Source organism: Evansella tamaricis (genome assembly GCF_019042215.1).
In the GTDB taxonomy this organism is placed as follows: Bacteria; Bacillota; Bacilli; order Bacillales; family Salisediminibacteriaceae; genus Evansella; species Evansella tamaricis.
In genome coordinates, this window is the sequence record NZ_JAHQCS010000132.1 from 1 (window position 1) to 2,441 (window position 2,441).

3 protein-coding genes and 3 tRNA genes are annotated in these 2,441 nt (G+C 44.2%); all 6 read right to left on the reverse strand.

Annotation, left to right across the window (positions count from 1 at the left end; all coding sequences use genetic code 11):
• Nucleotides 1–340: 340 nt before the first annotated feature.
• The 6 genes from KS419_RS16520 to KS419_RS16545 all read right to left on the reverse strand — a co-directional run bounded on the left by KS419_RS16520 (nt 341) and on the right by KS419_RS16545 (nt 2,221).
• Nucleotides 341–541: a hypothetical protein gene (locus tag KS419_RS16520; RefSeq protein ID WP_217067498.1), complete on the reverse strand. Its 201-nt coding sequence runs from the start codon at nt 539–541 to the stop codon at nt 341–343.
• Between the two features lie 138 nt (nt 542–679).
• Nucleotides 680–1,285, reverse strand: coding sequence for a superoxide dismutase (locus KS419_RS16525; protein ID WP_217067499.1), 606 nt, complete (start codon nt 1,283–1,285; stop codon nt 680–682).
• A 209-nt stretch (nt 1,286–1,494) separates the two neighbouring features.
• Nucleotides 1,495–1,836: an iron-sulfur cluster biosynthesis family protein gene (locus tag KS419_RS16530; protein ID WP_217067500.1), complete on the reverse strand. Its 342-nt coding sequence runs from the start codon at nt 1,834–1,836 to the stop codon at nt 1,495–1,497.
• A gap of 104 nt (nt 1,837–1,940) precedes the next feature.
• A tRNA-Ser gene (locus KS419_RS16535) sits at nt 1,941–2,033 on the reverse strand.
• A 26-nt stretch (nt 2,034–2,059) separates the two neighbouring features.
• A tRNA-Ile gene (locus KS419_RS16540) sits at nt 2,060–2,136 on the reverse strand.
• A gap of 8 nt (nt 2,137–2,144) precedes the next feature.
• A tRNA-Met gene (locus KS419_RS16545) sits at nt 2,145–2,221 on the reverse strand.
• Between the last annotated feature and the right edge of the window lie 220 nt (nt 2,222–2,441).

Below are 2,441 nucleotides of genomic sequence, written 5' to 3' on the forward strand. Positions count from 1 at the left end.
GCAATGGCTGCGCTCGTCGCTCGCCTGATAGGAGAAAACCACTCCTATCAAGCTTTTTAAAGATTGCGACGGCTACGCTCATTGCTTAGGGACTGAAAAAGTGGAAAAGCACCACTTTTTCAGTTCCCTTGCGAGTAGGCGCTGGAGCTAGACAATAAGAAAAACGCAAGCGCCTATGAACACGAGCGTAGGGCAGTGGAGGAATGACAACAGAAGTCCGCTCTTTGACTTCGGTTGTCACTTCCGAAGTGCCCCGCAGCGAGTAGGCGCTGGAGCTAGACAAAGAAAAGCACAAGCGCCTAGGATCACGAGCGTAGGGCAGTGCCTCTTCCTCTACTAGCTACGCTCCGTTGTATATCCGTCCATCGGGCAAAGCGCCACGTCCTGTGGCATGACCGATATTAGGACGTCCTGTCCGTTCATCGGGCAAAGCGCCACGTCCTGTGGCATGACCGATATTAGGACGTCCTGTCCGTTCATCGGTCAGAACGCCACGTCCTGTGGCATGACCGATATTAGGACGTCCTGTCCGTTGAGGCAACTGGAAGTATACTGGTGGGGTAAACGCACGTTACTGGAGCTAGAAAGTAAGGACTACTATTTCAAACCAGACTATAGTCAAGAGAGTACTAAAAAAAACTGACCGCCATCAGGCAGTCAGTTTTGATAAACATTGATTTTATTTTGCTTCTGCAAATCGCTTAGATACTTCATCCCAGTTTACAACATTAAAGAATGCATCAACATAGTCAGGACGTAAGTTTTGATACTTTAAGTAGTAAGCGTGCTCCCAAACGTCAACACCTAGGATAGCAGTTTTCCCTTCCATAAGTGGAGTATCCTGGTTTGGAGTACTAGTAACTGCTAACTTTCCACCGTCCACTACAAGCCAAGACCAGCCGGAACCAAAGCGAGTTAATGCAGCATTTTTGAATTCTTCTTTGAATGCATCAAAAGATCCGAATGCGTCAGTGATGGCATCAGCCAGCTCTCCAGTTGGAGCTCCGCCTCCATTAGGAGACATTACTTGCCAAAATAATGTATGGTTGAAGTGCCCTCCACCGTTGTTTCTCACAGCTCCTCGAATGCTTTCAGGAAGTGCTTCAAGATTGCTTAATAACTCCTCTAAGCTTTTACCTTCAAACTCTGTTCCTGAAACTGCATCATTTAGCTTTGTCACATATGTGTTGTGATGTTTCCCATGATGGATTTGCATTGTCTTTTCATCAATGTGTGGCTCTAAAGCATTGTGTGCGTATGGTAGTTCTGGTAGTGTAAACGCCATACCTATCTCCTCCTTAATAATATGTAGATATATGATTCATTGCGCTGCGAGTGAGCACAAATTCATCCAAGATAACACTGTTTATATGTGGTTATCCAGCTTAATTTTACATTACCAGATATACCCTTACAATTCAAATGATACACTCTGATTTTCTTTTTAAAAAATCGACTCTAGTTTTCTCCAAAATATTTGTCCTTATTCTCCATTCATTTCCCTCTGTTCATGGGAATAAATTTCATTCTTGGGGTCAGCATTTGGTTCGGACTTTTCAACTGAAAAGTGTTAGAACTTTCACTGAAATCAATGGTAACTTCCTCATCATAGACCCAATCATATTGTTTCGCATAAGACACTTTTCCATTCCCACCTTGCATTTCCGCCAGTGCATCCCCTGCGTCAAAAGAATCCTTTTCCATGAGCTGGTTCACCCCACTCACGACACAGCCACACCCTTCGAAGTCATAATTTATATAGACGTAATTATCTACGATTGTGCTACTATGTTGGATAAGATTATTCCAAGCATTGTCGGTTATTGTTACTTTCATTATCATAGCCCCCTCAAGATGTTTATATTGACTATATAATAGGAAGAAACAGAACACAAAAAAAACGATCTATAAAATAACAGATCGTCTTGTTCTAATATGTATGGCGGAGGAGGAGGGATTCGAACCCCCGCGCGGTTTAACCCGCCTGTCGGTTTTCAAGACCGATCCCTTCAGCCGGACTTGGGTACTCCTCCGTACTAAACAAATAAGTGTAAAAACATGGTGGACCCTGTAGGACTCGAACCTACGACCGGACGGTTATGAGCCGTCAGCTCTAACCAACTGAGCTAAGGGTCCGTAGTAATTGGTAGCGGCGGAGGGGATCGAACCCCCGACCTCACGGGTATGAACCGTACGCTCTAGCCAGCTGAGCTACACCGCCAAATAAACAAATTTTATCAGAGACAATGAATATCATAGCATGTCCCATTTACTTCGTCAACATAGATTTAAATTAAATAAAAATTCTTTTTAATCTAATAAGAAAAGCGCAAGCGCCTTGGTCATGGGCGAAAGTCACTGGAAGGACTTTGACAGAAGCCGCTTTTTGGCTTCCGAAAAGTCCTGAAGTGATCCGAGCCCGTAGGCGCTGGAGCTAGACA

Coding starts and splice junctions, on each gene's coding strand:
- KS419_RS16525 (WP_217067499.1), bottom strand. CDS start 1,285: ATGGCGTTTACACTACCAGAACTACCATACGCACACAATGCTTTAGAG.
- KS419_RS16530 (WP_217067500.1), bottom strand. CDS start 1,836: ATGAAAGTAACAATAACCGACAATGCTTGGAATAATCTTATCCAACAT.